Raw genomic sequence first — 24,654 nt, 5'->3', positions numbered from 1 at the left:
GGCCTGTTGGTTGTTCGTAGTTGCTGTGTCACAGCAGGTTTGACCAAATCAGATTCTCGAGTATGTTCGCCCGATGACTGCTGTGAAGCGCAATCGTCGTTCAGGTGTTGCAGATCGTTGGAAGAACCGAGACGGATCGAAGTCTGTTCGTCACGGTCAGGGCAAACGTTGGTTGGCTCGTTACGTCAACGATGAAGGGGAGGAGGTCACTGCAAGCTTCGACTTGAAGGATGACGCTCAGGCGTTTCTCGATGAGCAGGTGTCAGACCTTGTGACAGGTAGGTATGTCAACAAGCGTCGTGCTAGTCGAACTGTCGGTTCGTTGGCTGAGGAGTGGATAGCTCACAAGCAACATTTGAAGCCGAAAACCGTTGCAGGATATAGAAGTTTGCTCGATACGCAGGTGCTGACGAAGTTCAAAGATCGAGCAGTTGGAGATATGACGTTCAGCGTTGTCCGCAACTGGGTGTTGGAGCTGCAAACTGCAACCGACGACCACAAAGCGCTGTCAGCTTCCCGCGTGATCCAGGCATATCAGGTACTCAAAGGCGTACTCGATGACGCGGTGAAGCTACGGCTGATTCCATCAAATCCCTGTTCAGGGGTTCAATTGCCACGCAAGCAAGAGTCCGAACGTCGGTATCTCACACATCAACAGGTTGAAGCTCTGGCAGCTCAATCAGCAGGTCTCAAGCCGATGGTTCTGGTGCTTGCCTACTGCGGTCTGAGGTTCGGTGAAGCAGCAGCATTGAAGGTCAAGCAGGTTGATGTCAAGAACAACCGTCTGAACGTGCTGTCATCGGTGACGTTCGTATCCGGCACCGGCTTCGTGGAAGGCACTACGAAGGGCGGTGAGTCTCGTAGCGTCCCGGTGCCTCAGTTCCTCTCAGAAGTCCTCAAGACGCACACCAAGGGGATGAGTTCAGATGCACTGGTGTTCGGTGGCAAAGAGGGTTGGCTGACACCGGGTGAGTTCCGATGGAAGTTCGATCCCGCAGCGACAGCGGCAGACTTGCACGGACTGGTTCCACATGAGCTACGTCACACTGCTGCATCGTTGGCAATCAAGTCAGGTGCGAATGTCAAAGTCGTTCAACGGATGCTGGGGCACAAGAGTGCAACGCTGACATTGGATCGATACGGACATCTGTTCCCTGATGAGCTTGATGCTTTGGCTACTCGGCTTGATCAAGATCGGATCAAAGCGCTAGCGGACTAGTCCGAGTTTTCAGATGAACTGCGGACTACTGCGGACTGAGTTCCTAGTACCCCATTGGGGTATAAGCCTAAAAACTTGCTCTAGCCTGCACCTTTCGGTGCCCTCGGTGAGACTCGAACTCACACTGGACGGGTTTTGAATCCGTTTCCTCTGCCAATTGGGATACGAGGGCTTGTTGCGATGACTACATTAGAAGATGCGATTTCAAAGTCAAACACCGGTACCCTCTTTATGTTCGCGTCTCGTGTCGGGGCGGTTCGACAGAGGAGGATGGTGGCCATGAATTCGCCACAGCCGCAAGGTAATCAGAGCGCGCCGCGTCGTGTTGTTGTTGCCGAGGACGAAGCGTTGATCCGCATGGACCTGGTCGAGATGCTCCGCGAAGAGGGTTACGACGTTGTCGGCGAAGCCGGTGACGGTCAGGTTGCGGTGGAGTTGGCGGAAGCACTCCGGCCGGACTTGGTGATCATGGACGTGAAGATGCCCAGGCGGGACGGGATCGACGCCGCTTCGGAGATCGCGGCCAAACGAATTGCTCCTGTTGTCATTCTCACAGCGTTCAGTCAGCGTGAATTGGTGGAGCGGGCTCGCGACGCCGGCGCGATGGCGTATCTGGTCAAGCCTTTCTCCATCACCGATCTGATGCCGGCAGTCGAACTGGCGGTCAGCAGGTTCCGTGAGGTGACGGCGCTCGAGCGTGAAATCGTCGACCTGTCGGATCGTTTGGAGGCTCGTAAAATCATCGAACGGGCCAAGAGTGTGTTGATGGTTCGTCAGGCGCTCACCGAACCGGAGGCGTTCAAGTGGATTCAGCGTGCTGCGATGGACAGGCGGTCCACGATGAAGGCCGTCGCCGAGGTGGTTCTCGAGACGCTCAGCGGCGAGCCGAACGCCTGAGCTGGGTAAACCTGGTCGGGGGTATCGATGTCAGTAGGGATCCCTAGACTGATCAACCGTGAGCCCCGCAACCGCAACTCCGTCCAGTACCTCCGCCGTCGCAATCGGATCGGGGGAAGAACGTCCGCTCCTGATGCTTCTCGACGGGCATTCCCTGGCTTTCCGTGCGTTTTACGCATTGCCGGCGGACAACTTCAAGACGCATAGCGGCCAGGCAACCAATGCGGTGTACGGCTTCACGTCGATGCTCATCAACCTTCTTCGCGACGAGAAGCCGACGCATCTCGCGGCTGCCTTCGACGTTTCCCGTCAGACGTTCCGCGCGGAGCTGTTCCCTGAGTACAAGGCTCAGCGTGCCAAGGCTCCGGACGAGTTCAAGGGCCAGATCGACATCACCAAGGACGTCCTGGGCGCTCTGGGTATCCCCGTCATGGCGGAAGAAGGTTTCGAGGCCGATGACGTCATCGCCACGCTGACCACTCAAGCCGAGGCCCTCGGGTATCGCGTACTGGTAGTCACCGGAGACCGGGACGCACTGCAGTTGGTCACCGAGAATGTCACGGTTCTCTACCCCAAGAAGGGTGTCTCGGAGCTCACCCGCTTCACCCCGGAGGCCGTCGAAGAAAAGTACAACCTCACGCCGGCGCAGTACCCGGATTTTGCGGCGCTGCGCGGAGACCCGAGTGACAACCTCCCCGGCATCCCCGGCGTCGGCGAAAAGACGGCCACCAAGTGGATCCGTGAATACGGCGATCTCCAGGGATTGGTCGACAACGTCGACAAGGTTCGTGGCAAGGTCGGCGATTCGTTGCGCGAGAACATCGCAAACGTGTTGCTCAACCGTCAGCTCACCGAGATGGTTCGCGACGTTCCGCTGCCGTACACGCCAGAGCAGTTGATTCTGTCGCCGTGGGACCGCGAGAAGATTCATGCACTCTTCGACGACCTCGAGTTCAAGGTTCTCCGTGACAGACTCTTTGCGACGCTGTCGTCGTCCGAACCCGAAGCCGAAGAGGGCTTCGAGGTCAGCGGTGACGCTCTCGAGCCAGGCTCGGTTGAGGCGTGGCTCGACGCGCACGCCCGCACCGGGGAACGCCACGGCGTAACAGTTATCGGCACTCGGACGCCGTATGCCGGTGACACCACTGCTCTTGCGATTGCGGCATCGGACGGGGAGTGCGCATATATCTCGACAACGTCTGCCACTCCGGAAGACGAAGCAGCTCTGGGTGATTGGCTTGCGGATGCAGGTCAGCCCAAGGCGATTCACGAAGCCAAGTGGGCCATCCATGCCCTCCGTGGCCGTGGATGGACACTCGGTGGACTCACCAGCGACACCGCTCTTGCCGCGTACCTTGTACGCCCGGGGCAGCGCAGCTTCAACCTCGATGACCTCTCGCTCCGATACCTCAAGCGTGAACTGCGGGCAGAAACGTCGGGGCAGGAACAGCTTTCGCTGCTCGACGACACCGATCAGTTGGATGCGGAAGCCGCTGAGACGGCGATGCTCAGCGCTCAGGCCGTTCTTGATCTGGCGCGCGCCCTCGACACCGAACTCGAATCGATCGAATCGAAGTCGCTTCTCTCCGACATGGAGTTGCCGTTGACGGTGGAACTCGCCAAGATCGAGGCCACCGGAATCGCCGTCGACAGTGCGCACTTGCATGATCTGCAGAGCCGGTTCGCTTCGCTGGTCGCAGCCGCTGCCGACTCCGCGTACGCGGTGATCGACAAGCAGATCAACCTCGGTTCGCCGAAGCAGTTGCAGGTCGTGTTGTTCGAGGAACTCGACATGCCCAAGACCAAGAAGACCAAGACCGGATACACCACCGACGCCGAGGCGTTGCAGGGCCTGTTCGACAAGACCGGACACCCGTTCCTCGAGCATTTGCTTGCACACCGCGACGCGACGCGGATGAAGGTGACAGTGGATGGTCTGCTCAAGGCTGTCGCCGACGACGGTCGCATCCACACCACGTTCAATCAGACTGTTGCCGCAACGGGGCGCCTGTCGTCCACCGATCCGAACCTGCAGAACATCCCCGTCCGCAATGACGCCGGCCGGGAAATTCGCGACGGTTTCGTAGTTGGCCAGGGATTCGATGTCCTACTGACCGCCGATTACAGCCAGATCGAAATGCGCATCATGGCGCACGTGTCCGGTGACGAAGGGCTGATCGAGGCCTTCAACACCGGCGAGGATCTTCACAGTTTTGTCGGTTCACGCGCGTTCGGTGTTCCCATCGAAGAGGTCACGCCGGAACTGCGTCGTCGGGTCAAGGCGATGTCGTACGGGCTCGCCTACGGGCTGAGCGCCTACGGCTTGGCGTCGCAGCTCAAGATCTCCACCGAAGAAGCGAAACAGCAGATGGATGCGTACTTTGCGCGATTCGGCGGAGTCCGTGACTACCTCCATGCCGTGGTCGAGCAGGCTCGCAAGGACGGTTACACGTCGACGCTGTACGGCCGCCGTCGCTACTTGCCGGACCTCAACAGTGACAACCGTCAGCGTCGGGAAGTCGCTGAACGTGCGGCACTCAATGCGCCAATCCAAGGCACTGCCGCGGACATCATCAAGGTTGCGATGATCAACGTGCAGAAGGCTCTCGAGGAGGCAGGGCTGAAGTCGCGGATGCTGCTGCAGGTTCACGACGAATTGGTGCTCGAAGTGGTGGAGTCGGAACTCGAGCAGGTCACGGCTCTGGTCAAGGACAAGATGTCCACCGCAATCGAGTTGTCGGTCCCACTCGACGTGTCGGTGGGAGCGGGACGCAGCTGGGACAGCGCAGCTCACTGAGCTGCAAACAAAACAAGGCGCGGCGGAAATCGAATTCGATTTCCGCCGCGCCTTAGTTCGTGGGGTGGACTACACGGCAGGAGCGTTCTGGGCGGCGATTTCCTTGCGGACCTCATCCATGTCGAGTGCCTTGATCTGAGTGATCAGATCCTCGAGTGCGGGAGCAGGCAGTGCGCCCGCCTGGTTGAACACCAAGATGCCTTCGCGGAACGCCATGATGGTCGGGATCGAGCGGATGTTGGCTGCTGCCGCAATACCCTGCTCGGCTTCGGTGTCCACCTTTCCGTGAACGACGTCGGCATGCTTCTCGGCCGAGGCTTCGAAGGTGGGGGCGAACTGGCGGCACGGGCCGCACCAAGAAGCCCAGAAGTCCACGAGTACGACATCGCTGCCGTTGATCGTTTCGTCGAAGTTCTGCTGGGTGAGTGTCTGGGTGGCCACAGGGGTCCTTTCCATAGTTCGGGCTGTTGGAGTGTGCAACGCCCCGGGACCCGTCATTCTTCCCTGCCCCGTCGCGGGCCATTGCAGTGCTTGCTCTCAGACAGGCGCAGAGCGCAATCCCGGCAACGGCCGAATTACCCGGATAGGTACCTACGTGTACCCGTCCGACGCCATGTTGCGGCGCTTTTACCTGCAGAAGGCTGATCAAAAGCGCTTGACTGCGCCAGTTCATGCCTCCTCGTAGGCCTCGGAGACGTACATCGCATGTCGGATTCCAGTTTCGAAAGCGCAACAAGAAATAGGTATGTCCCGGGTCATTCGGCCGAAGCCACGAGAGCAATCGGACGAAAGAGTTGTGGACATCACCGACTCGATCCGAGCCGGAACACCCCGAAAGGAAATCCACAGCACCATGTCGAACCGCAAGTCCACACGAACCACCACGCTGACCCGCACCGTCCGAGGCGCCGTTGTTGTTGCGGCACTGACTGCCGGGGCCTTTGTCTCGGCCACCGCCGGTGCGAGCGCCCAACCGCTTTCGGTCCCGGGGATCGACTTCACGATCCCCGGTCAGTCGAATCCGATTCAGACTCAGAACGTCGCATTCTCCACTTCCACAGCCGGAAATCGTGCGCTGGCCGCTGCCGAGTCCAAGATCGGGTCGCCCTACGTGTGGGGAGCAACTGGACCGAGCTCCTTCGATTGCTCGGGTCTGACCCAGTGGGCCTATGGGCAGGCCGGAGTTTCGATCCCGCGTACGACGTACGCCCAGGAGTCCGGTGGCGTCCCGGTATCGCGAGCAGATCTGCGACCGGGCGACCTGGTGCTCTTCTACGGTGCTGACCATATCGGCATCTACGCCGGCAACGGCCAGGTAGTCCACGCGCCCACGAGCGGTCAGTCCGTCACGCGTACGTCGCTCGACTCGATGCCATTCCACGCTGCCGTCCGGTACTGACGGACAGGGATTGAACTAAGGCGCAGTCAATGATAGAAAGTCGACGTCTCACAATTCTGCACTGTGCCGGGTGTGGCAGGCTCCTGGCTCCGATGACAGGATCCTGCCCTGAATGTGGAGGCGTGCGATTCGAGGTGGTGCCCTGCTGTGGGAAGGGCACCATTGTTTCCTGCCGTATGTCTGTTGAAGGTGTTAGTGCACAAGGTGATTCGAAGATCCAGTACATCGCTATCGTAGAACTGGACGAGGGCCCGTGGTTGTACACACTGATCGATTGTGCGCTGCATTCGATCCCGGTCATTTGCTCACGAGTGATGTTCGGGTTCAAGGTGCCAGGGGACAGGCTTCCGCACTTCTCTCTCGCGTGATCATTATCTTGACTGCGAGTTTTGTGCTTGCTCGACGACCCAGCCGGCTATTTGAGCACGCGACGTGAACCCGAGTTTGGTCAGGATATGTTCGACGTGTCCTTGTGCGGTGCGCTGAGAAATCACCAATTTGGTAGCGATCGCTTTGTTCGTCAGTCCGGTGGCGACCAGGTCCGCGACCTCACTCTCACGTTTAGTCAAGCTCGCAGCGTTATGGGGCGGTGGACTTGCGACGAATTGATCTTCATCCAACGCCAATGCCGTCGCGTCCGCGGTTTTCAGCTTCGCGCCTTTCTTGAACTCCGTCTCGAATACTCGATGACCGAGCCCGAGACGGGTCTGTCGCACACATTCTTCATGGTTGACAGTCATACCGAGAACGCTGATCGCCGGACTGTCGATTTCGTGCAACAGGGTCTCCGCTGCGCCCATCAAAGCTGCGGCGTGCCGGTAGCGATTAGCATCGGCCGCGATCCACGCCAGAACTTCGAGGCACCAAGCCGAGCCGAACGGATCATCCACGTGTCGGGCAAGTTGTAGGCCCTTCTTCAGAATGGATTCTGCCCGAGTGGGATCGCCCACCTTCCACAGTGTCAGCCCCAAGTTCCAGCAAGACCGTCCCCGGTAGACGTACTCGCCGAGCGGTTCGGTTATCGCGAGGGCCTTCTCGTAGCTCTCGATGGCGCGGGTGAAATCACCGGTCAAGTGGTAGGCCATTCCGAGGTGGTTCAACGCCCAGACCCGACGGAGTGGGTTATTCTCCCGCTGGATGACATCGGATGCGCTTTCCATGTTGGTGACTGCACGATCCGGATGGCCACTGGTCAGGGCGAGCACTCCGTCAGCGTATGAAGCGAGGGCATCGGCATCCGAACTTCCCAGAGCGTCGGCAGTCGTGCGCACGTCCTCGAGGAGGGCGGTACCCGCCGAAATGTCGCCCTGCATCGCAGCAATCCGACTAGCGGCATAGAGCACCTCCAACCTAATTGTCGTTGGGCGTTCGTACTCGCATCCCAGGATGCGGTCGAACCAGTGCCGCGCTTCGCTGAACAACCCGCGGGAGAACCAGAACGGAAACACTGCGCCCGCTATCCGAAGTCCAGCTTCCGTTTCGTCCGAACCAGGTTCAGTGATGCAAAACTCCATGGCTTCGTGCAGATTCAGCTGCTCGCGCCCGATCCGAGCGATCCATTCCAGCTGCCGAGGACCGATCCACTCGTTCGCTGCCTGCGACGCCAGTCCTTCGAACCATTCTCGATGCCGACGCCGCAACTGCGTGGCTTCACCGGAGTCGGTCAGCTTCTCTCCACCGTATTCCCGCAGAGTCTCGAGGAATCGGTATCGCACCACGGATGTCGGCTCTTCGCGGATGAGGATCGACTTGTCGATCAGCGACGCCAGCGCATCCAATACGTCCGCCGACGTCAGGTCCGTGGCGCAGATTCCCTCCAAAGAGTCCAACTCGAAGCCACCCGCGAATACCGACAACCGCGCCCACAACTTCTGTTCGAGAGGTGTGCACAGTTCGTAACTCCAGTCCACGCACAACCGCAGCGTCTGCTGACGTGACGGTGCAGTGCGGTTGCCACCGGTCAGAAGTTGATACCGATCGGTGAGATGTTCGAGGATCTGCGTGGTGGACATCGAACGCAACCGCGCCGCCGCCAACTCGATGGGAAGTGGCAGACCGTCGAGGCGATGGCAGATTCGGGTCACCGAGATCCGGTTGTCCTCGGTGACCTTGAAGTTCGGCACTGCTGCGCAGGCGCGTTCGCTGAACAACGTCACGGCGTCGTAGCCCGACAGACTCAGTAGTGACGGAGGCTTCTCCGGATCGGGCACGGCCAAGGGAGCGAGTCGCAGGACCGTTTCTCCTCCGACACCCAGCGGCTCCCGGCTTGTCGCCAGAATTCGCAGCTCGGGGCAGGCCCGCAGCAGCGACTCGGTGACCGCTGCGATGGCATCCAGCATCTGCTCACAGTTGTCCAGTACCAGCAGGATTCGACGAGAGCTGAGGTGCTCGATCAACATTTCCAATATTGGACGCACAGACAAGTGCCGCAGTCCGAGCGTGATAGCCACTTCTTCGGCCACAAGAGAATCGTCTCGGAATTCGCTGAGTTCAACCAACCAGATACCGTCGGGAAATGCCCGCCCGGAATTCCTGGCAACCTGCAATGCGAGTCTTGTTTTGCCGACGCCACCGACCCCGGCGAGTGTCACCAACCTGGACGTGGACAGTACTTTCTTCGTATCCGCCAGCTCTCGGCGCCGTCCGACGAAACTGGTCAGATCCAGAGGTATTTGCCCAGTCTGACCTTGTTTGCGTCCCGACCTGTTACTGGATCCGATCGAATCCGGGGCGTTGACTTCGGCGTTCAAGGCCATCTTGTCTACCAGCCATCCGCGATTGCGCTGGGCTTCTCGAAGTTGCTCACCGAATTCTGCAGCGCTGGCGGGACGATCACTGGGACGTTCGGACATTGCCCTTTCGAGAATCATCCGCACGTCGTCGGGGACACCTGGCACGTTCAAGTCCGGGACCCGTCGACCGATGACGGAGGAAAGGAGCGTGGCACCGAGACTGTAGATGTCTGCGGAGACCTCCGATGTTTCACCGTGCAGAACTTCAGGTGCTGTGAAGGCTGGGGAAGCGGTAATGATGCCCCTGGCAGTTTCGAAGGCATTTCCGCTGTCGGAGATTTTGCTGGCGGCGAATCCCGTTGTCAGATGGGCGATTCCGAAATCGGCTAGTTCTGGTTCGCCGTAGTCGGTCAGCAGAATGTTTGCAGGTTTCACGTCCCGATGGATGATGCCCAGGCGGTGTGCAGTCTCCAGAGCGCCCGCCACCTTGACACCGAGTCGAAGTACCGCGCCGCAATCGAGCGGATTACCGCTGAGGGTCCGGGCTGCCAGTGAACCCTGCGGGTGGTAGGGCATCACGATGTACGGCCGACCACTGCTAATCGCGCCGACAGAGAGGACATGGACAATGTTCGGGTGCCCTGTCAGCCGGCCCATAGCCCGCTGCTCACGGAGGAATCGAGCGAGGTTCTCGCTGTCGAAGTCGCCGGTCAGTACTTTGACGGCCACAATTCGGTCAAGGGAGCTCTGTAGGCAACGGTAGACGACACCGAACCCGCCCCGACCAATCTCCTGGGCGTCCTCGAACCCGGCGGCCGCCAGTTCTGCGCTGATGGTGGGGACAGCGTCGCGCTGTGTGGGAGGTAGATCAGTATCGACCATCAGCTGCTTCGATCCTGTGCAGCACCAAGTGACAACCAGCGATGCACGTCTCTTCTCGGCGTTTGTTCCAAGGATAACGCGGCCTGTCGATTGTGTTGAAAGTCCTCGCGAGACGGCCATGCCCAGTGGATATCAGTCAGGGGGAAAATGGTCGATCAGGGTTGATCAGTTGTAGTGGCTCGTCACGACGGCGGCGTCAATAGCCATTCCTCCTTCTGATCACCGTCCCAACGCCTGATCGGACCGCACTCGCCGGCTATCACCGCGCTCCCGAGTAGCGATACCGCATAGCCCAATTGTTCAGGGGTAATTCGCCGCGCCACAGTCACATGTGGCGTCCATGAACCGGGTTTGATGTGCGCAGAAATGCCGCTCGATCCTGTAGTGGCTTCGAAGACATCGCGTTGAAGTCGCAGAAGTGCTCGCGACGGAATAACCGAACGAGCCAACACAAACTGCTTGCCACCGAAAACGATGTAACCGCCCAGTCGAACCTCGAAGGACGGCGCCGTGAACCGTCTGACCAGGATTTCATCGACGTCCGCTGGAATGCTGTGGGCAGCGAACAGTGTGATGTGTGGACGATTGGATGCGCTGTGACGACTGGCTTGATTGGGTAGTTCGGCATCTGCGAGCGCAGTCCACAGCGAGCGAATCGCAGATTCGCTCGACGCGTCGAGCAACAACTCCACCGACTGGACCATCGTGAGCAATGATTACCCGATGACAGGTGCGAGCGCAATCACTTCTCCGACACTGCGACTGGGACTCATGCACGGCGACGGAATAGGCCACGAGATTGTCCCCGTGGCGCGGCAGATCGTCGACGCGGCAATGTCCGCGGTTCACGCGCCACCCGTGGACTGGGTGGAACTTCCGCTCGGACGGGAAGCGATCGAGACACACGGGACGCCGATTCCCGACAAGACTGTCGTAGCTCTCGAACAGCTACCCGGATGGATTCTCGGACCCCACGACAGTGCGTCGTACCCGAGCGAGTTTCGTGGACAGCTCACGCCAGGCGGTGTGATTCGCAAGAAATTCGAGCTCTTCGCGAATATCCGACCCGCGTTCGCATTCGAGGGAGTGAAGGCTGTCGTCCCGAAGATGGATCTGGTCATCGTCCGCGAGAACACCGAAGGGCTGTATGCCGACCGCAACATGGCGGTGGGCAGCGGAGAGTTCATGCCGACGCCGGATCTCGCTCTGGCCGTCGGCGTCTTCACACGAGCGGCATGCGAGCGAATTGCTCGGACCGCATTCACGCTGGCGACGCGTCGACGCAATCACGTCACCATCGTGCACAAGGCGAATGTCCTGACGCTTACCACCGGACTTTTCCGGGACGCCTGTATGAGCGTCGCTACCGAATTTCCACACGTCGTGGTCGACGACCAGCACGTCGACGCCATGGCCGCACTGCTCGTCCGCCGCGGCCGAGACTTCGACGTCGTCGTCACGGAGAACATGTTCGGAGACATACTGTCCGACCTGACCGGAGAACTGTCCGGCTCACTCGGCAGCGCGCCGTCGATCAATGCCTCGGAAACCAAGGTTATGGCTCAAGCCGCACACGGTGCCGCGCCGGATATCGCGGGAAAGAACCGGGCCAACCCCACCGCGTTGTTGCTGTCGAGCGCGATGATGCTCGACTGGCTCGGCGAAACACACGGAGACAGTGCGCTCACACTTGCGGCGAGCCGCATCACGAACGCCGTTCGAGGCACCATCGCCGCGGGAACGGCGACAGCTGATCTAGGCGGATTGGCCTCGACCAGTCAATTCGCCGAAGCGGTGTACGCACGCACAGTTCGTCGCTGATTCTGTGATCGCCTTGCCGGAGATTTCGCCGAATCGGTGCTGGAGTAACTCCTGCCGTAACCTACCGTTCTATCGAATTTCGAATGAACGTTGCTCGGTGCGGCGATCGACGAGTGGAGAGCAGAGTCGTGGTCGGTGAAAACGCGCAGGTGCAAGTGGTTCACAAGGTTCGTCGCCGGGGAGTGCGCGCAGACATAGTGCGACTCCTCTTGGTCGGGGTGATTGTCGCTCTCTGCGGTGGATGCGTCGTCAACGACGAAGGGTTGGTGCCGGAGGGGCCGGCGATCAGTGTGCAGAAAGTCCCCGAGATCGCGGCGCTCCTGCCACCCAAGGTCGCAGAATCCGGGAAGCTTCAGATCGGCGTCAACATCCCGTACGCACCCAACGAATTCAAGGATGCGTCCGGAAACATCGTCGGATTCGACGTCGACGTGATGGATGCAGTCGCTGCCGTACTCGGTGTCGAGGCCGTCTTCAATCAGGCAGATTTCGACAAGATCATTCCTGCAATTCAGGCCGGTACCTACGACGCTGGGATGTCCTCGTTCACCGACTCCAAGGAGCGGGAGAAGACCGTCGATTTCGTTACCTACTACAGTGCCGGAATTCAATGGGCACAGAGGCCGGACAACCCGGTTGACCCGAACAACGCCTGCGGGTTGCGAGTTGCGGTGCAAACCACCACGACGGAAGACATCGACGAGGTTCCGGCCAAGAGCGCAGCGTGTGTTGCCGCCGGCAAGCCACCGATCGACAAGGTCAAATACGACAGTCAGGACGACGCGGCCAACGCCCTCATCCTTGGACGTGTCGACGCGCTGTCCGCCGACTCACCGGTCACCGGATACGCAATCAAGCGCAGCAAGGGCCGGATGGAAGCGGCAGGTGCTCCGTTCGAATCTGCGCCGTACGGCTGGCCGATCGTCAAGGGATCAGGTTTGGGCCCTGCTCTGCAGCAGGCCATGCAGTATCTGATCGACACCGGGGTCTATCTGCAAATCGCCCAGAAGTGGAGCGTCGAGGCAGGCGTGATCGAGGTTTCGAAGATCAACGGTGCGGAGAGCTGATGAACAATCAGCAGCCACAACGACTATGGACAAGCCCAGTATCAAACGGGGAGAGGCGTCAACGATGACAACAACGGGCAGTGCGGACCCCGAAAGTCGGCAACCCGCACCCATCAAGGCGATCCCGCTCCGCCGGCCAGGGCGATGGATAGCGGCAATCGTTGTACTGGTCCTTTTTGGACTTTTTCTCTATGGCGCAGCGACCAACGAAGCGTTTGCGTGGGGCACCTATCGTCAGTACCTGTTCGACGCGCGCATTACCGAGGGCGCATGGAACACCATCAAATTGACGGTTCTGGCGATGGTCTTGGCCATCGTTCTCGGCGTAGTTCTAGCAGTGATGCGGTTGTCGCCCAACCCTGTTCTCAGATCCGCAGCCTGGGCGTACCTGTGGGTTTTCCGTGGCACGCCGGTCTACGTTCAGTTGGTGTTCTGGGGACTTTTCCCTTCGATCTACAAGAGCCTCGATCTCGGAATTCCGTTTGTGCATCAGTTCGTGCACATCGAACTGCAAGGTTTCCAAGCTGCTTTTCTCTTCGCAGTCATCGGTCTAGGTTTGAACGAAGCCGCCTACATGTCCGAAATTGTCCGCGCCGGAGTCAGTTCGGTCAACGAAGGCCAGACGGAGGCGTCGGTCGCGCTGGGTATGACGTGGGGCCAGACCATGCGTCGCACGATTCTGCCGCAGGCGATGCGTGTCATCATCCCGCCCACGGGCAACGAGTTGATCAGCATGCTCAAGACGACGTCGCTCGTGTCGGCGGTGACTTTCACGGGGGAGATCTACGGGCGTTCCCGAGATATTTCGGGTGCCAATTTCGAGCCGATTCCGTTGCTGATGGTCGCGTCGACCTGGTATCTCGCAATCACGAGTGTGTTGATGATCGGTCAGTACTACGTCGAGCGTCATTACTCGAAGGGCGCTACACGGGCGCTTACCACTCGCCAGCTTCAGGCACTTGCCGACGCACAAGGTAAAGAGACGGTTGTGGAGACACTTCCGGATGTTCCCGGAGGAGAGCGCAAATGACACCGATGGTGAAAGCAGAGCAGGTCTGCAAGAACTTCGGCGCGCTCGAGGTCCTCAAAGGCATTTCACTCGAAATTGATCGCGGACAGGTTCTCTGTCTCGTCGGTCCCTCCGGCTCGGGTAAGTCGACGTTCCTTCGATGCATCAATCACCTCGAGGAGGTCAACGCCGGCCGTCTTTATGTCGACGGTGATCTGGTCGGTTACTCCGAGAAGAATGGCAAGCTCTACGAACTGCACCCGCGGGCGGCGGCCAAACAGCGCCGCGATATCGGCATGGTGTTCCAGCATTTCAACTTGTTCCCGCATCGGACGGCTCTCGAGAACATCATCGAAGCGCCCACTCAGGTGAAGAGGATCAGCAAAAAGAAGGCCGTCGAGCGCGCCAAGGATCTGCTCGATCAGGTGGGCTTGAGTGCCAAGGCCAATGCGTACCCGGCGCAGTTGTCCGGTGGGCAGCAACAGCGAGTCGCTATCGCACGCGCTCTGGCGATGGACCCGAAGCTGATGTTGTTCGACGAGCCGACGTCAGCGCTCGACCCGGAACTGGTCGGTGAGGTACTCGCGGTAATGAAGCAACTCGCCAAGGATGGCATGACGATGGTCGTCGTCACCCACGAGATGGGTTTTGCGCGCGAGGTTGCCGATCAACTGGTGTTCATGGACGGCGGCGTCGTCGTCGAATCGGGAGAACCACGCGAGCTACTTGCCAATCCGAAGCAAGATCGCACCAAGGCGTTCCTGTCGAATCTGCTGTAACCGTCAGGGTTTGACGGCGCTGAAAATTGCAGTACCCGGAAAGAGTTGGCCGCGAAGGGGACTCCACTGTCCCCATTCGCGGTCCAACCATTCCGGCCACTCCGGTTCGATGATGTCCTGAACCTGCAGTCCGGCGGCTACCAATTCGCGTACGCGGTCGCCGATTGTGCGGTGGTGCTCGACGTACGTTGGGACGCCGTTGTCGTCGACCTCGACGTAGGGCGTGCGATCGAAGTAGGGGAGTGTTGCGGTCAAGCCTTTGGGGCCGGGATCGTCGGGGAAGATCCAGCGGATCGGGTGGTTGACCGCGAAGACCCACTTTCCTCCCGGCCGCAGGACACGTGCGACCTCATTCATTACCTGCTGGGAATCGGCCACGAAGGGGACTGCGCCGAACGCCGAGCAGACGATGTCGAAACTCTCGTCGGCAAACGGCAGCAGTTCCGCGCTCGCCTGGATCAGAGGGACGCGTGGGCCGCCGGTGTTCATCGCATCGATTCCGCGTGCGAGCATCCCCATCGAGATATCGAGTCCGACCGCACGGGCGCCGTGGCCGGCCAGCCATCGTGCACAGGGGGCAGATCCGCAGCCCACTTCGAGAATGTCCTTGTCGACGATGTCGCCCAGAAGGTGATGGTCGCCCTCGTGCAGTCCCTCCGGGCACCAGACGAATTCGCCTTCGGCGCTGTTCACGCCCAGAAACTCGCCGTGTGTCCGGTGGTAATCCTCGGCGTCGGCGTCCCACCATGCGCGGCTCGCACGGTCGCTCGTATCGGAGTCGACCCGAACCCGCCCGACACCACTGGTACCGAGGATGGAATTGGCAGCGGCGTGGCGATCGTCAGACATATCGAACAGACTAGAGCGCGTACGGCGGCGACAGAGTACCCGGGTTTGCCTGGTCACACAGCCGACGCGTAGTCTTACCCACGCGAGTGTCTGTCATTCTGCCGATTGTCTGTACGGGGCCTTTCACAAGGTTGCGGATTGGTATGAACGAGAGGTCTCGTGGTGCGCCGTTCGGGCGCGGAATGTGTTTCGGTTTCCGGTTGTTACCTTTTGGGTGCAACTGGGTACTGCGTTTTCGCGCCTAAATGTTGCATCTCGTCCGACAAAATCCATCAACCGACCACAACTCGTCCGGAGCAATTCAACATATGCCCTCCACAACCAATACCTCGCCGCAGGTAGCCATTAACGATATTGGCTCTGCCGAGGACTTCCTCGCCGCCATTGACGCCACGATCAAGTACTTCAACGATGGTGACATCGTCGAGGGAACCATCGTCAAGGTCGACCGCGACGAGGTTCTGCTCGACATCGGTTACAAGACCGAAGGCGTCATCCCTTCTCGTGAGCTCTCCATCAAGCACGACGTCGACCCCAACGAGGTCGTCTCCGTGGGAGATGCGGTTGAGGCTCTCGTCCTCACCAAGGAGGACAAAGAAGGTCGACTGATCCTGTCGAAGAAGCGCGCTCAGTACGAGCGTGCCTGGGGCACCATCGAGGAGCTCAAGGAGAAGGACGAGGCCGTTAAGGGCACCGTCATCGAGGTCGTCAAGGGCGGCCTCATCCTTGACATCGGTCTTCGTGGCTTCCTCCCCGCTTCGCTCGTCGAGATGCGTCGCGTCCGCGATCTCCAGCCGTACGTCGGCAAGGAGATCGAGGCCAAGATCATCGAGCTCGACAAGAACCGCAACAACGTGGTTCTGTCGCGTCGCGCATGGCTCGAGCAGACACAGTCTGAGGTCCGCAGCGAATTCCTGCACCAGCTCCAGAAGGGCCAGGTCCGCAAGGGCGTCGTGTCCTCCATCGTCAACTTCGGTGCATTCGTGGACCTGGGCGGCGTAGACGGCCTGGTTCACGTTTCCGAGCTGTCTTGGAAGCACATCGATCACCCGTCCGAGGTTGTCGAGGTCGGCACCGAGGTCACCGTCGAGGTTCTCGACGTCGATCTGGACCGCGAGCGCGTTTCCCTGTCGCTCAAGGCAACGCAGGAAGATCCGTGGCGCCAGTTCGCTCGCACCCACGCGATCGGCCAGATTGTGCCCGGCAAGGTCACGAAGCTCGTTCCGTTCGGTGCATTCGTGCGCGTCGAAGAGGGAATCGAAGGCCTCGTTCACATCTCGGAGCTGGCAGAACGCCACGTCGAGGTTCCGGACCAGGTTGTTGGTGTCGGCGACGACGCACTCGTCAAGGTCATCGACATCGACCTCGAACGTCGTCGTATCTCGCTGTCGCTGAAGCAGGCCAACGAGGATTACAACGCCGAGTTCGATCCGTCCAAGTACGGCATGGCCGACTCGTACGACGAGCAGGGCAACTACATCTTCCCTGAGGGCTTCGATCCCGAGACCAACGAATGGCTCGAGGGCTTCGACAAGCAGCGCGAAGAGTGGGAAAACCGCTACGCCGAGGCTGAGCGTCGCCACAAGATGCACACCACTCAGATGGAGAAGACCGCTGCAGACGAGGCCGCTGAAGCTGCCACCGCTGCCGCAGGCTACTCCTCGGAGACAGCATCTGCTGACGACGAAGAGGCTCCGGCCGCTGAAGGCTCCGCTCCGGCTGAGTCCGCTGGCGGATCGCTTGCAAGCGATGCACAGCTCGCCGCACTTCGTGAGAAGCTGTCGGGCAACGCATAAGGATTACCGCTTGATCTGATCAAGCGAGATCTTGAGAGAACCCCGCTCCTGCATTTGCAGGAGCGGGGTTCTTTTTTGTTGCCATAGCCAATACTCCAGTGCTCTGGGCACATCGTTCTGCAAGTTGATCCATTCCCCGTTCATGCGAACTCACGACCGCCGATCTGGCGACCGATCGCGACATTCCTCGTGGTGTCAGCGGCAATGTCGCCGCTTCTCGCACTGGTGCAGGATCGTTGCGGTCTAGGTCCGGAGACTCTGCGGCTGACCCAGTTCTCGACGCTGGTCGGAGCAGTGGTCGTAATGGCCTCTTGGAGGGGTCGATTGGTTCTGCTCCCAGTGGCACGCAGCGGCTTCTTGGTGCCGATCGTCAGTGGTGCCGGCGCGGCGGTCGGCGTGCTCGTCGGTATCTGGGCAGTAGACCGATTGACGTCGCAGCATTGGGTTGTACTCGACGTGGCTACACTTCCGAACTCGATCGCAGTGGTCTTGGTTGCGTCGTCGCTCGGCGCGGCCGCGGAGGAAATCGGTTGGCGGGGTATTGTCCAGCCGCTAATCGAAACCCGGACCGGTGCGATCCGAGCGATGATCGGAACTGGTTTCTTGTTCGGCGTCGGAGCCACAGCGATGTCGGTCATCTTCGGGACGTTGAGTGCCGGTAGAACTATCTTCGGTCGAGCGGTCGCCGCCACGATGGCCCACTGGTTTGTCAGTAGCGGTCTGTTGCTGTTCTTTTCGGATGGTGACTCGTCGGCGGTGTGAATGGCTCAGTTGGCCGCAGCATCGGTGATCGTCGCCGGATGCTGTGCGTACCGCATGGGTGCCAGTATGCGGAGGCAAGTGAAATCAACCAGTTCGATCTCGACGTGAAGACAAGAAAAAAATAGGCTACCAGTCTGTTCAGGCTGGTGGCCTACCGGTGGAGCTGGGTGGAGCTGTGAGATTTTGGGGGTCAGGAGATAGTTGCCGGAGCCGGTACCCAGTACGTCGCAGTAGCTTCTGCAGTGCGCTTGCGCATCGACGCGAAGCTGTGACGACCCTGGCTCACGAGGACGGTGAACCACGTCCGGCGATGTTCCGCCAATGCGAAGGCGACCTCGGGGTATTCGATGCAGTGCACGCCGTTCGGCATTCCGAGGCGGTGCTGACCGAGATGGTCGCGATCTGCTCGCATGGCGTCCACTTTCTCGAGAAGGTACAGGGCGTTCGCTAGAACTTAACCACACGGATTGCGATAATTGTGGTATTTGGGTCTCGAGGGTGTGGCGTGTTCAATATCAGGACTCCTTCTCGCACATGGTCACTGCGGGTGAGAGACTGTCGGTTGTGTTGAGACTTGGCCTCACTGGAGGCATCGGAGCCGGCAAGTCGACTGTGTCGAAAATTCTCACCGAACTGGGAGCAGTGATCGTTGATGCCGACCTGATCGCCCGGGAAGTCGTAGAACCCGGCAGTCCGGGGTTGGCAGCGTTGGCGCAGGCATTCGGTGACGGAATCCTGGCCGACGACGGCAGTCTCGATCGGCCGGCGTTGGCGGCGTTGGCGTTTGCCGACGACACTTCCCGTGGCACGCTCAACTCCATCCTTCATCCGCTGATCGGAAACCGGACAGCCGAGCAGATTTCTGCCGCGCCTTCGGATTCCGTACTGGTGCAAGATATTCCGCTGTTGGTTGAAGCGGGCATGGCCCCGGCATTCAATCTCGTCATCATCGTGTACGTCGATGCCGAAGAGCGGGTGCGACGGTTGGTCGGCTCACGGGGGATGCCTGAGGCGGATGCCCGCGCTCGCATCGCGGCGCAGGCGAACGACGATCAGCGTCGCATCGTTGCGGACGTGTGGCTCGACAACAGCGGGGATCCGGGGGCACTCGACGCCGTTGTCCGTGAGTTGTGGGCAACGCGAATCGCGCCCTTCGAGGAAAACCTGCGCACTGGCTCGGTGGTTCGAGCTCTCCCCGAATTGAGCCCGGCGGATCCGTCGTGGCCCGCTCAGGCCGGTCGGCTGATCAACCGGTTGGCGCTCCTCTGCGGAGACCGCGCGCTGCGTATCGATCACATCGGTTCCACGGCCGTTCCGAAACTTGATGCCAAGGATGTGATCGACATCCAGATCACGGTCGAACACCTGGGAATTGCCGACCAACTTGCCGAGGACCTTGCGGCCGGGGGATTCCCGCGCATCGAGCACATCGTCGCTGATGACCCGAAGCCCGCTTACCTCGGCGGCGAAACGGATCCTGCTGTGTGGGCCAAGCGGATTCACGGCGGCGCAGATCCGGGTCGGCGGGTGAACATCCATCTTCGAGTCGAGGGTTGGCCGGGTCAACAGTTCGCCATCCTGTTCCGGGACTGGCTGCGGGCAGACAGTGCAGCTCGCGACGAGTACTCGTCGTTGAAGGTCCTCGCAGCCTCACAGGCAGCCGGAATCGACGATTACGACAAGGCGATGGACGCCTATCTCGCGGTCAAGACACCGTGGTTCGACACGGCGTTTCATCGGGCCTGGGACTGGGCTGGGAAGTCGGGTTGGAAAGCGTAAGGCTCACCGCCAGGTGATGGGCATGCCCACCGACGTGAGCCACGCGCCGAGATCGTGATCGTGCGCGGCGATTCCGTCGATGGTGCTGGCCGCTGTCAGCATGGCGCGTTCGGAGGTCTTGGGGTCGAGGATTCCAGCGGCATGGGCTTCGAGGAGTTCGTCGACGTCGAGTAGTTCCGTACTGCGCCCGGTCTGCACGATCAGATCGAGGTAGTGGTCTTCGGATGTCCAGGCCCGCTCGCCGCGGGTGAAGTCACCGATGTCGATGTAGTGATCCTGGTCGCGTTTGTGGCCGGGGTTGAAATGGAAGATCGACGCGCGGATCCCGAGGTCGGGGAGTAGCCAGGACTCCAGATAGTGGAACTGTGGGTGGTCCGCGTGCCTAGCCATATAGAGGCCCCACGGTTCTTCGCGATACTGCTCGACCTGGCGAACGAAGCCCTTGGGGTCGATGTTGGTTCGCGCCACCAGATCGAATGTTTCGACCTTCGGCGGGTGGATGTGGGGGCGCTCTTCGCTCATATCGCAAGAACCTACCGTCGAACTGCTCGCCTGCAACTACACATGCTGTCGGTGGGTGCGTTTACCCTGGTTTCATGGCGTTTGCTTCCGAACATCCCGTCCTCGCGCATTCCGAGTTCCGCCCGATCGGCGACATCGAGCGTTCCGATGCGCGTTTCGAGGTTGTCAGTGAATACGAGCCGGCCGGCGATCAGCCGGCCGCTATCGCCGAACTCGAGAAACGGATCAAGGCCGGCGAGAAAGATGTTGTCCTGCTCGGTGCGACGGGTACCGGTAAGTCTGCGACGACGGCCTGGCTGATCGAGAAGCTGCAGCGTCCGGCTTTGGTGATGGCACCCAACAAGACGCTGGCCGCTCAGTTGGCCAACGAGCTTCGAGAGATGCTGCCCAACAATGCTGTCGAGTATTTCGTCTCGTACTACGACTACTACCAACCTGAGGCGTACATCGCTCAAACCGATACGTATATCGAGAAGGATTCCTCGGTCAACGACGACGTCGAGCGTCTGCGGCATTCGGCGACGTCGAGCCTGTTGTCGCGGCGTGACGTCGTCGTGGTGGCGTCCGTGTCCTGTATCTACGGTCTCGGTACACCGCAGTCCTACTTGGATCGCTCGATCCAGCTCGATGTCGGTGTCGAGGTTCCGCGTGATGCTTTCCTGCGCCTACTCGTCGACGTTCAGTACAACCGCAATGACGTCGCATTCACCCGCGGATCGTTCCGGGTTCGCGGTGACACCGTCGAGATCATTCCGTCCTACGAAGAACTGGCTGTTCGTATCGAGTTCTTCGGCGACGAGATCGAGGCTTTGTACTATCTCCATCCGCTGACCGGGGACATCGTCCGCAAGGTCGATACTGTTCGGATCTTCCCGGCCACCCACTACGTAGCTGGTCCGGAGCGGTTAGAGCGTGCGACCAAGGACATTGAGGCGGAACTCGAAGAACGTCTCGCAGAGTTGGAAGGCAAGGGCAAACTGCTCGAGGCCCAGCGTCTCCGGATGCGTACGCAATACGACCTCGAAATGATCAAGCAGGTCGGATTCTGCTCTGGCATCGAGAACTACTCGCGGCACATCGATGGCCGTGGACCGGGCACCGCGCCGGCGACACTCATCGATTACTTCCCGGAGGACTTCCTCTTGGTCATCGACGAGTCGCACGTGACGGTTCCGCAGATCGGGGCCATGTACGAGGGCGACATGTCGCGTAAGCGGAACTTGGTGGAGTTCGGCTTCCGCCTGCCGTCGGCAACCGACAACCGGCCGCTTACCTGGGAGGAGTTCAGCCAACGGATCGGTCAGACGGTCTATCTGTCGGCAACTCCCGGAAAGTACGAGCTCGGTCAGACGGGCGGCGAGTTTGTCGAGCAGGTCATTCGGCCTACGGGTCTGGTGGACCCGGAGGTCATCGTCAAGCCGACCAAAGGCCAGATCGACGACCTGGTGCACGAGATTCGTGAGCGGGCGGCCAAGAACGAACGCGTCCTCGTCACGACACTGACCAAGAAGATGTCGGAAGACCTCACCGACTACCTGCTCGAACTCGGCATCCGTGTTCGGTACCTGCACTCCGATATCGACACGTTGCGCCGCGTCGAACTTCTGCGGCAGTTGCGGCTGGGGGAGTACGACGTCCTGATCGGCATCAACCTGCTCCGAGAAGGCCTGGACCTGCCCGAGGTGTCCCTGGTCGCAATCTTGGACGCAGACAAGGAAGGGTTCCTCCGTAGCTCCACCAGCCTTATCCAGACCATCGGCCGCGCGGCTCGTAACGTGTCCGGTCAAGTCCACATGTATGCCGACAAGATCACCGCGTCCATGGCTCAGGCAATCGAAGAGACCGAACGCCGCCGGGAAAAGCAGGTCGCATACAACAAGAAGATGGGTGTGGATCCGCAGCCATTGAGGAAGAAGATCGCGGACATCCTCGATCAGGTTTACGAGGAAGCTGAAGACACTGCAGCTTCGATCGATATCGGCGGTTCCGGTCGCAACGCGACCCGCGGACGGAGAGCGCAGGGCGAGGCAGGTCGTGCTGTCAGTGCGGGTGTGTACGAAGGTCGCGATACCAAGTCGATGCCGCGAGCCGAATTGGCAGATCTGGTCAAGGAACTCACCGATCAGATGATGAACGCTGCCCGCGATTTGCAGTTTGAGTTGGCCGGCCGTTTGCGTGACGAGATCTCGGATTTGAAGAAGGAACTCCGAGGCATGGACGCAGCCGGATTGAAGTAGACCGCCTGACGAGGTGAACCGTAGCTTCCCGCTACGGTTTACGTATGGACGCACAGACTGCAGGTAAGACCGGCCGTACTCTCGAGCTTCTTCATTCGTTGGCCTACTTCGTTCCCGAGACGGAGCAGGAATTGGTTGCTGCCGGTCTCGAGCCTGGCCGGATGATCTACTTCGCCGGCCGTTCGGCGCCCATGGGAACTCCACCCGCCACCGTTGTGACGTCGACGTTCTACAACTTCAATCCGGAACTGATCGGCAGCGTCATTCCGAGGGCGTGGGAACTGGCGAAGCCGTCGGACATCGTTGCAGCGCGCTACCGCGCGATCGATGCCGCGTACGTGCGACTGTTGGGTGCTGACGTGACCGGGTCATCCGACATGGCGGAGGCCGCTGAGTTGGTGTCGATCGCAGCACACAACATCCCTGGCGTCGAGGGTCGTCCGCTGTACGCCGGGTGGGCATCGGTCGAGTGGCCCACGGCCCCACATGTCGCTTTCTGGCATGCGTTGACCTTGCTGCGTGAGTACCGCGGAGATGGTCATATCGCGGCCCTGCAGACTGCCGGTCTGGACGGTTTGGACGCTCTGATCACGCACACTGCAACCGGAATCGGTTTCCAGAAGAAGTTTGCGCAGACGCGCCGGGGTTGGTCGCAGGAACAATGGAACGAGGCCGTCGAAAGCTTGAAAGATCGTGAACTATTGGACCGCGCGACTGGCGAGTTGACCGAGGACGGTCAGGATCTGCGTGACATCGTGGAGGATCTGACAGACGATCTGGCGTATGCACCGTGGGATGCCTTGGGGGAGTCGGGGGCGAAGCGGCTACTCGAAATCGCTGCGCCGTGGCGCGCTGCGTTGGTTGAACAAGAAGTATTTCCTACGGCCTTGTTCGGCCCGCGGTTCGGAGAAATGCGCTGACCTGCTATCTTTGAAAGATTCTTGATGTTACTTCACATCACATTCACTGTTGATTTGTGGTGTGTACGGCAATTGACACAATCGTCGCCACAACCCCGCTAATGTCAGCGCAGCGGTTGTCGAGTTGGTGCAGATTCTGCGTCAGCCGGTATCAGCTGTTCTGACCATCCCTTAAACATGGAGGAATGAATGAGTGCCTACCGGACCGTTGTCGTAGGAACCGATGGCTCCGAGTCGTCACTGAAAGCGGTGGACCGAGCTGCGAGCATCGCAGGCGACGCCGGTGCACAGCTCGTGATCGCGTGTGCGTACTACCCGTCCGACCCGAAGGACGTCAGTGCCGCAGCAGACGTACTCGGCAACGAGGCATACCAGGTCACCGGATCGGCGCCTACATACGAAATTCTTCGAACCGCACGCGAGCGCGCGCATGCCGCCGGAGCGCAGAACATCGTCGAACGCGCAGTGGTCGGCGCCCCGGTCGAATCGCTGCTGGCGCTGCTCGACGAGGTCGAGGGTGACCTTCTGGTCATCGGAAACCGCGGACTGAACACTTTGACCGGTCGTCTTCTCGGGTCGGTCCCGTCTGACGCTGCTCGCAAGGCAACGTCAGACGTTCTGATCGTTCACACCGTTCGCTGATCGCTCAGGAGTAGTCGGCTTCAGCAGTAGTCGGCCTCAGCCGCATCAACAATCACCGCAGCCAGTCGATCGGCGTCAGGCGGGATTGTGGGTGCGGCTGAGTTGTCGGTGGGGATGGCCGTGTCCTGAAGTTGTGACGGATTGCCCGTCGCTCCGTTGTGGGCCATGGGCCTCACGTTCGCAATGATCGTCGCCCGGTCGGTACCGGCACGCAGCTGTCGACAGATTCCGTCGCCGAGTGCCTGAAGAGTGTCGTTGGGAAGCTGTGACTCGCCGCCACCGGCGAGTATGGCGTCCCGGAGTCGGTGGATGCTGGCGGCTTGAGGTGATGTGGCTGGTGTAGTGGTGGCTACCGCACCGTCGCCGGGTGCCGCGGTGACCGAGGACTGAGCTTCGCTACAGCCGACCAGTATCGATCCGCAGAGGCCGATCAGTACGGCGCCGCCGAGGGCGCGTGTGCGAGGCCGTGCGAGCACTTGACGGGTGCGGGTCGAGACCGGAGCTGCCACGAGTGGGATTTCCTTCAGTAGAAGCGACATGAGCGA

21 protein-coding genes and 1 tRNA gene are annotated in these 24,654 nt (G+C 60.1%); 14 read left to right on the top strand and 8 right to left on the bottom strand.

Annotation, left to right across the window (positions count from 1 at the left end):
• Positions 1 to 73 precede the first annotated feature (73 nt).
• Positions 74 to 1,219, top strand: a complete 1,146-nt coding sequence (locus tag QM600_RS09640) for a tyrosine-type recombinase/integrase (RefSeq protein ID WP_283261237.1) — start codon at positions 74 to 76, stop codon at positions 1,217 to 1,219.
• A 98-nt stretch (positions 1,220 to 1,317) separates the two neighbouring features.
• Here the strand turns inward: QM600_RS09640 and QM600_RS09635 are convergent.
• A tRNA-Leu gene (locus QM600_RS09635) sits at positions 1,318 to 1,391 on the bottom strand.
• Positions 1,392 to 1,489: 98 nt separating this feature from the next.
• On the opposite strand from QM600_RS09635, the gene QM600_RS09630 reads away from it, so the two are divergent.
• Both QM600_RS09630 and polA read left to right on the top strand, forming a co-directional pair.
• Positions 1,490 to 2,116, top strand: coding sequence for an ANTAR domain-containing response regulator (locus QM600_RS09630; RefSeq protein ID WP_283261236.1), 627 nt, complete (start codon positions 1,490 to 1,492; stop codon positions 2,114 to 2,116).
• A gap of 58 nt (positions 2,117 to 2,174) precedes the next feature.
• The gene (polA, locus tag QM600_RS09625; protein WP_283261235.1) at positions 2,175 to 4,913 is read left to right on the top strand and encodes a DNA polymerase I; all 2,739 of its coding nucleotides are present in this window, start codon (positions 2,175 to 2,177) and stop codon (positions 4,911 to 4,913) included.
• Positions 4,914 to 4,982: 69 nt separating this feature from the next.
• Here polA and trxA read toward each other — a convergent pair whose 3' ends face one another.
• Positions 4,983 to 5,354: a thioredoxin gene (gene trxA / locus QM600_RS09620; RefSeq protein WP_283261234.1), complete on the bottom strand. Its 372-nt coding sequence runs from the start codon at positions 5,352 to 5,354 to the stop codon at positions 4,983 to 4,985.
• A gap of 412 nt (positions 5,355 to 5,766) precedes the next feature.
• On the opposite strand from trxA, the gene QM600_RS09615 reads away from it, so the two are divergent.
• Positions 5,767 to 6,312, top strand: a complete 546-nt coding sequence (locus QM600_RS09615; RefSeq protein WP_283261315.1) for a C40 family peptidase — start codon at positions 5,767 to 5,769, stop codon at positions 6,310 to 6,312.
• Between the two features lie 371 nt (positions 6,313 to 6,683).
• Here QM600_RS09615 and QM600_RS09610 read toward each other — a convergent pair whose 3' ends face one another.
• Together QM600_RS09610 and QM600_RS09605 are read right to left on the bottom strand one after the other, a co-directional pair.
• Positions 6,684 to 9,926, bottom strand: coding sequence for a protein kinase domain-containing protein (locus QM600_RS09610; protein ID WP_283261232.1), 3,243 nt, complete (start codon positions 9,924 to 9,926; stop codon positions 6,684 to 6,686).
• A gap of 182 nt (positions 9,927 to 10,108) precedes the next feature.
• Positions 10,109 to 10,630, bottom strand: coding sequence for a 2'-5' RNA ligase family protein (locus QM600_RS09605; RefSeq protein WP_283261231.1), 522 nt, complete (start codon positions 10,628 to 10,630; stop codon positions 10,109 to 10,111).
• Positions 10,631 to 10,649: 19 nt separating this feature from the next.
• Here QM600_RS09605 and QM600_RS09600 point away from each other — a divergent pair, with 19 nt between their 5' ends.
• From QM600_RS09600 to QM600_RS09585, 4 genes are all read left to right on the top strand, one after another.
• Positions 10,650 to 11,747 (top strand): isocitrate/isopropylmalate dehydrogenase family protein, encoded by a 1,098-nt coding sequence (locus tag QM600_RS09600; protein ID WP_283261230.1) that lies wholly within the window; start codon positions 10,650 to 10,652, stop codon positions 11,745 to 11,747.
• A gap of 194 nt (positions 11,748 to 11,941) precedes the next feature.
• Positions 11,942 to 12,814, top strand: coding sequence for an ABC transporter substrate-binding protein (locus tag QM600_RS09595; protein WP_502942926.1), 873 nt, complete (start codon positions 11,942 to 11,944; stop codon positions 12,812 to 12,814).
• 64 nt (positions 12,815 to 12,878) lie between these two features.
• Complete coding sequence (locus QM600_RS09590; RefSeq protein WP_283261229.1) at positions 12,879 to 13,844, top strand: amino acid ABC transporter permease; 966 nt, start codon at positions 12,879 to 12,881, stop codon at positions 13,842 to 13,844.
• Positions 13,841 to 14,602 (top strand): amino acid ABC transporter ATP-binding protein, encoded by a 762-nt coding sequence (locus tag QM600_RS09585; protein WP_283261228.1) that lies wholly within the window; start codon positions 13,841 to 13,843, stop codon positions 14,600 to 14,602. The genes QM600_RS09590 and QM600_RS09585 overlap by 4 nt, the downstream gene beginning before the upstream one ends.
• A 3-nt stretch (positions 14,603 to 14,605) precedes the next feature.
• On the opposite strand, the gene QM600_RS09580 is transcribed toward QM600_RS09585, so the two are convergent.
• A complete protein-coding gene (locus tag QM600_RS09580; RefSeq protein WP_283261227.1) occupies positions 14,606 to 15,451 on the bottom strand; it encodes a class I SAM-dependent methyltransferase in 846 nt (281 codons plus the stop codon).
• Between the two features lie 308 nt (positions 15,452 to 15,759).
• Between QM600_RS09580 and rpsA the strand changes: the two genes are divergently transcribed.
• A complete protein-coding gene (gene rpsA, locus QM600_RS09575) occupies positions 15,760 to 17,247 on the top strand; it encodes a 30S ribosomal protein S1 (protein ID WP_283261226.1) in 1,488 nt (495 codons plus the stop codon).
• Positions 17,248 to 17,451: 204 nt separating this feature from the next.
• Positions 17,452 to 18,009 (top strand): CPBP family intramembrane glutamic endopeptidase, encoded by a 558-nt coding sequence (locus QM600_RS09570; protein WP_283261225.1) that lies wholly within the window; start codon positions 17,452 to 17,454, stop codon positions 18,007 to 18,009.
• 190 nt (positions 18,010 to 18,199) lie between these two features.
• Here QM600_RS09570 and QM600_RS09565 read toward each other — a convergent pair whose 3' ends face one another.
• Positions 18,200 to 18,421, bottom strand: a complete 222-nt coding sequence (locus tag QM600_RS09565; RefSeq protein ID WP_283261224.1) for a hypothetical protein — start codon at positions 18,419 to 18,421, stop codon at positions 18,200 to 18,202.
• Between the two features lie 152 nt (positions 18,422 to 18,573).
• On the opposite strand from QM600_RS09565, the gene coaE reads away from it, so the two are divergent.
• A complete protein-coding gene (coaE, locus tag QM600_RS09560; protein WP_283261223.1) occupies positions 18,574 to 19,788 on the top strand; it encodes a dephospho-CoA kinase in 1,215 nt (404 codons plus the stop codon).
• A gap of 3 nt (positions 19,789 to 19,791) precedes the next feature.
• On the opposite strand, the gene QM600_RS09555 is transcribed toward coaE, so the two are convergent.
• Positions 19,792 to 20,310: a ribonuclease FAU-1 family protein gene (locus tag QM600_RS09555; protein WP_283261222.1), complete on the bottom strand. Its 519-nt coding sequence runs from the start codon at positions 20,308 to 20,310 to the stop codon at positions 19,792 to 19,794.
• 74 nt (positions 20,311 to 20,384) lie between these two features.
• Between QM600_RS09555 and uvrB the strand changes: the two genes are divergently transcribed.
• From uvrB to QM600_RS09540, 3 genes are all read left to right on the top strand, one after another.
• Entirely contained in the window at positions 20,385 to 22,547 is a 2,163-nt protein-coding gene (gene uvrB, locus QM600_RS09550; RefSeq protein ID WP_283261221.1) for an excinuclease ABC subunit UvrB, read from the top strand.
• Between the two features lie 44 nt (positions 22,548 to 22,591).
• Positions 22,592 to 23,467 carry an SCO6745 family protein gene (locus QM600_RS09545; RefSeq protein ID WP_283261220.1) on the top strand — a complete coding sequence of 292 codons (876 nt, stop codon included), beginning with the start codon at positions 22,592 to 22,594 and terminating at the stop codon, positions 23,465 to 23,467.
• A gap of 189 nt (positions 23,468 to 23,656) precedes the next feature.
• Positions 23,657 to 24,109, top strand: coding sequence for a universal stress protein (locus QM600_RS09540; protein ID WP_094273481.1), 453 nt, complete (start codon positions 23,657 to 23,659; stop codon positions 24,107 to 24,109).
• 20 nt (positions 24,110 to 24,129) lie between these two features.
• Here QM600_RS09540 and QM600_RS09535 read toward each other — a convergent pair whose 3' ends face one another.
• Positions 24,130 to 24,648, bottom strand: a complete 519-nt coding sequence (locus tag QM600_RS09535; protein WP_283261219.1) for a hypothetical protein — start codon at positions 24,646 to 24,648, stop codon at positions 24,130 to 24,132.
• Positions 24,649 to 24,654: the final 6 nt, after the last annotated feature.

Origin of the sequence: Rhodococcus sp. IEGM 1379, assembly GCF_030056815.1 — a bacterium.
GTDB lineage: Bacteria > Actinomycetota > Actinomycetes > Mycobacteriales > Mycobacteriaceae > Rhodococcus_F.
This window is presented reverse-complemented; position numbering and strand designations above follow the sequence as displayed.